Origin of the sequence: Albidovulum sp. (assembly GCF_008933605.1) — a bacterium.
GTDB lineage: Bacteria > Pseudomonadota > Alphaproteobacteria > Rhodobacterales > Rhodobacteraceae > Albidovulum.
On record NZ_WBUS01000197.1, the window covers coordinates 1 to 4,974 of the forward strand.

Genomic DNA, 4,974 nt, shown 5'->3' on the forward strand with positions numbered 1-4,974 from the left:
GCCCTGCGCGAGGCGGCGCCGGGCGCGGATCGCCGGCCGGTCCGGGCCGGCCTGGAGGGCGGGCGCTATAACCCGCTTTCGGATGCCGACCTGATCCGCATCCACCGTGCCGCGCTCGACATCCTCGCCGATACCGGGATCGCCGGGGCAAGCGACGAGGTGATCGCGCTGGCCACGGCGCGGGGTTGCCGGCTGAACGGGCAGGGCCGGCTCGTGTTTCCTCCGGCCCTGGTCGAGGACCTGCTGGCGAAGGCCGCGCGGGACTACGTGATCCACAGCCGCGACCCGGCGCACGCCGACCTGCATGTCGGCGGCAGCCGGGTGCATTACGCGACCTCGGGCGAGGCGGTCTCGGTCCTCGACGTCGGGACCCGCAGCTACCGGCCCTCGACCCTTCGCGATGTCTACGACACCGCCCGCGTCACCGATGCGCTGGCGAACCTGCACCAGTATGGCCAGATGGTCGTGCCGACCGAGATCGCGGACCCTGTAGAGGCCGACATCAACTTGGCCTACGCCGTTCTCGCCGGCACGACGAAGCCCGTCGAGCACGCGCTGAACACGGTGGAGGCGCTGCCCGCGGTGATGGAGATCTATGCGCTGGTCGCCGGGTCGGAACGCCGGTTCCGCGACCGCCCCTTCGTCTCCTTCGGCGGCTGCCCCATCGTCTCGCCCCTGCGCTTCGCCCGCGACAGCCTCGACGTGATGGTGGCGACGGCCCGGCTGGGCCTTGTCAGCGACATCGCCATCGCGCCGCAGTCGGGGGCGACGGCGCCCGCCTATCTCGCCGGCGCGCTCGTGCAGGTGACGGCCGAGGCGCTCGCCTGCCTCGCCGTCGTGAACATGGTCAACCCCGGCTGCCCGATGTCCTTCGCCGCCTGGCCCTTCACGGTGGACCTCAGGACCGGCGCCTTTGCCGGCGGGTCGGCCGAGGTCGCCGTGCTGATGGCGGCCATCGCCCAGATCGGGCGGTTCTACGACGTGCCGACGACGGTCGCCGCCTCCATGTCGGATGCCAAGATGCCGGATGCGCAGATGGGCTACGAGAAGGGGATCACCAGCGTCGTGGCGGGCCTTGCAGGGGCGAACCGGGTGATGGAATCGGCGGGCATGATGGCGAGCCTCATGGGCGTGTCCTACGAGGTGCTGGTGATCGACAACGACATGCTGGGGATGGCCGAGCGCGTGGTGCGCGGAATCGAGGTGACCGACGAGACGCTGTCGGTCGCGACCATCAAGGCCGCCGTCCGGGGCGAAGGGCATTTCCTCGGCGCCGCGGACACGCTCAGGTGCATGGAGACGGAATATGTCTATCCCGCGCTCGCCGACCGCGCGCCTGTCGCCCTCTGGACGGCGACGGGCAGCCTGACGGTGGAGGAACGCGCCCGGGCGCGGGCGGCCGAGCTTCTTGCCTCCCACCATGTCGAGGGGATTTCCGCCGAGGCCGACCGCGAAATCCGCGCGCGCTTCCCGATCCGGCTCGACAGGGGCGCGATGCGGCCGGGCTGAGGCCTGGCCCGGTCAGGGCTTTCTCGGCGGGCGGAGCGCGGCGAGGTTCACATCTTCGTCCCAGAGCGTCGCGCCGTCCGGCCCGGCAAGCCGCACGGTGATCGACTTCAGCCCCTTGGGGTTCGGGGCGAGCGCGAGCGTGTAGCAGCCGTCCTCCATCCGCACCGCGTCGCTGCCCCCGGTGAAGGACCGTTCGGGCGCGAAGCTGCGACCCTCGAAGTGGAAGGCCACCCGCATCTCGGGCCCGCCGCGTTCCGTCGCGAGGCAGGCGGGCGCGACATGGGCGAAGACCTTGGGCCCGAGGCAGATGGCCCCGCCGGCGCTGAGGGGCGCGCAGGACATCTCCTCGACGAAGGGGCGGCGGTCCTCCAGGCAGAGATAGGCGATCCCGTCGTGGAGATAGGCCGAATCCTCGGCCGGGAAGGCGCGGCAGGCGCGCGGGCTCGCGGGAAGGACACCGGTCTCGACCGTGTCGCCGAAGAGCGCGCGGAAGATCCCGATGTTGGGGTTGCCGGCGTGGAAGCTCGACCAGCCGGCGAGGCTGCCCCACGACAGGTCGGGATAGTCCACGCTGCCGACGAGGCGGAAGGGCGGGCCCTCGAAGCCCTCGAGCGTGGCGAGTTTCGCGCGGATCGCGCGGGCGAGGTCCGCGTCGCGGGCGCCGAGCCGCGCACTGTCGGACCAGAAGGCCGAGGCGGTGAGCGCGAAGACGAGGGCGACGAGGGCGATCGCCGCCGCACCGGCCGCGACGAGGCCCCGGCGCCATCGGGCGGGGCCGCTGGCGAGCGTCAGCCCGGCGATGGCCACAGCCGGAATCCACGAGCCGAGATAGGCGAAGGCGCGCCCCGGTGGCCAGTAGGTCTCGTAGCCGAGCCAGAAGAGGATCGGGAAGACGAAGAACGCGAGCCCCGCACCGATGGCGAGGCGAAAGGCCGACAGGACGCGCGCGCCCTTGCCGTGGTTCAGCCAGCCGAGGGCGAGAAGCGCGAGCGCGCCGAGCGCAAAGAGCCCGAGCGTGACCCTGAGGACGCGCGGCACGTGCATCAGCGTGCCGGTATGGAGGCTTCGCAGCACCGCCGGAAGCGCCGAGATCTTCTCGGCGAACCCGGCGGCATCCGTGGTCTGGAACCGTTGCGCGGCGATCTCGATGCCGCGCAGTGCAGCATAGGCGTGCCACTCTGCGAAGTAGAGCACCACTGCGATCGCGGTGGCGAGCGCGCCGACCGCGGCGATCCGCACCGCGGCGGCGAAGCGCACCCGGTCGATCCGGAGGAGCGCGAGGACCGGGATGATCAGCCCCGCCTCGGCGAAGGTCTGGTAGATCGCCAGGCTGAAGGCGAGAAGCTGCCCCGCCGCGAGGATGGCCAGCGCCTGCGCCCCGCGCCCCTTGCCGGCGACGCGCCAGAGAAGCTCGAAGGCCCCGACCGACAAGGCAAGGGCGAAGGGATAGGCGAAGACGTTGCTCTCGAAGCTGAGCGTGTCGGCCATGTAGATGTGGTTGACCGAGACCGCGAAGATCGCGAGCGTGGCGGCCGGCCGGGAGGCAAGGGGCGCGGCATGGGCGGCGACGGTGCGCGCGACCCACCAGAAACAGGGAAAGGCGAGCGTCACCTGAACCGGCAGCAGGAAGCGCTCGCCGAAGAGGTCGCGGAAGATCACCTCCAGCAGCCAGCGCCCCTCGATCTCGGTCCAGAGCGGCGAGGTGCCGTTGACATGGCGCCAGTCGTCGGAGTGAAAGCCGTCGTTCAGGACGCCCCAGGCGGTCGTGACGAGGTAGATCAGGACGGCGGCGCGGAACGCGGTGCGTTCGTCGATCCGCCAGGGGCGCGCGGCAGCCGCCGGCATGTCACGCATCGGCATCCCCCCGACGGTCCCCGGGCCGCTCGCCCCCGAAACCGAGCCGGCTTTCGACGATGTAGAGCGGCCGGCCCTTCGCCTCGCTGTAGAGCCGGCCGAGGTATTCGCCGATGATGCCGAGCACGACGAGCTGGATGCCCCCCATGAAGATCACCGCCACCATTGTCGAGGCATAGCCCGGCACGTCGGTGCCCCAGATCATGGTGCGGATCAGCAGGTAGAGCCCGTAGAGCATGGCGAGGAGGGCGAAGAGCAGGCCGAAGTAGGTCGCGACGCGCAGCGGCACCGTCGAATAGCCGGTGATCCCGTCCAGCGCGAAGTTCCAGAGTTTCCAGTAGTTGAACTTGGTCTTGCCGGCGGCGCGGACCGGGCGCTGGTAGCCGATGCTCGTCTGGCGGAAGCCCACCCAGGAGAAGAGGCCCTTCATGAAGCGGTTGCGTTCCCTGAGGCCCCTCAGCGCCTCCACCACGCGGGCGTCCATCAGGCGGAAGTCGCCGGCGTTCGGCGGGATCTCCACGTTCGAGACGTGCCGCAGCATGGCATAGAACGCATTCGCCGTCGTCCGCTTCAGCCAGCTGTCGGTGTCGCGCGCGTCGCGGACGGCATAAACGACGTCGTAGCCCTCGCGCCAGAGCCGCAGGAAGTCGCCGATCAGTTCGGGCGGGTCCTGCAGGTCGGCGTCGAGCGGCACGACGGCGCGTCCGCAGGTCGCATCGAGCCCGGCGGTCAGCGCCAGTTCCTTGCCGAAGTTCCGCGCGAGGTTGATCACCCGGATGCGCGGGTCGCGGGCATGGTGGGCCGCGAGGATCTCGGCCGTGCGGTCGCGGCTGCCGTCGTTGACGCAGATGATCTCGTAGCTCTCTCCGAGACCTGCGAGCACCTCCCCGAGTCGCGCGAAGAGGATGTCGAGCACGTCCTCCTCGTTGTAGGCGGCGACGACGATGCTCAGCGTGGGGCGCTCGGCCGGGACCGCCCCCGGAGCGGCGGGCGCCTCCCGCACCGGTGCGTCAACCTTCGTCGGCGGCATCTCGTCCCCGCTTGAAAATCGCCCAGGACCGGGCCTGCAATGGCTTCTTCTACAACCGGATTCGGACGCTGTCAGGGAAATTCCGCGCCGCGGCAGGTGACGGCCGCGCTCCGGCAACAAAGCCGGGCCGGCCACGGGATTGGCAGGGACGTCTGCGGCGCGCATGATCGGTATCAAGGCGGGGCGTGGCCCGCCGGCGTATTCCCGCACCACAGCGGGTCCGGAGCGGAAGGCGAATGAAGAGCGAGCGAAGGGCAGCGGAGGGCGAGGGGCGGGGGCAGGGCGAGGTGGTCCGGCTCCGCGCCGACATGGCCGCCCTGGCCGATGCGCTGCGCCCGCTCGCGGGAGGGCGGCTCGACCCGCTCTGGGCCGAGATCGACGGGCTTTCCGACGCCACCATCGCCCGAGCGATGGGGGCCGCGCGGGGCATCCGGCAGATGGGCGCCGTTCCCGAGGACGAGGGCCGCCAGCACGGCCGCTGGCTTGCCGGTCTGTTTGCCGCCTTCGGCCTCGGTCTCTTCGCGGGCATCGTCCTTGGGAGACACCGCAAATGACCGAACGGCGGAAACGGGCCACCGAGG

General features: G+C 70.9%; 4 protein-coding genes. 2 read left to right on the top strand and 2 right to left on the bottom strand.

Translation table 11 applies throughout. The annotated features are described in order from the left end of the window. A partial coding sequence (locus F9K34_RS17000; protein ID WP_291338303.1) for a trimethylamine methyltransferase family protein occupies window positions 1-1,509 on the top strand: 1,509 nt, incomplete at its 5' end. Between the two features lie 12 nt (window positions 1,510-1,521). Here the strand turns inward: F9K34_RS17000 and F9K34_RS17005 are convergent. Both F9K34_RS17005 and F9K34_RS17010 read right to left on the bottom strand, forming a co-directional pair. Beyond that, window positions 1,522-3,369, bottom strand: coding sequence for a glucosyltransferase domain-containing protein (locus tag F9K34_RS17005; RefSeq protein ID WP_291338304.1), 1,848 nt, complete (start codon window positions 3,367-3,369; stop codon window positions 1,522-1,524). After that, the gene (locus F9K34_RS17010; protein WP_291338305.1) at window positions 3,356-4,393 is read right to left on the bottom strand and encodes a glycosyltransferase family 2 protein; all 1,038 of its coding nucleotides are present in this window, start codon (window positions 4,391-4,393) and stop codon (window positions 3,356-3,358) included. The genes F9K34_RS17005 and F9K34_RS17010 overlap by 14 nt, the downstream gene beginning before the upstream one ends. 236 nt (window positions 4,394-4,629) lie before the next feature. Between F9K34_RS17010 and F9K34_RS17015 the strand changes: the two genes are divergently transcribed. Further along, window positions 4,630-4,947: a hypothetical protein gene (locus tag F9K34_RS17015; protein ID WP_291338306.1), complete on the top strand. Its 318-nt coding sequence runs from the start codon at window positions 4,630-4,632 to the stop codon at window positions 4,945-4,947. Window positions 4,948-4,974: the final 27 nt, after the last annotated feature.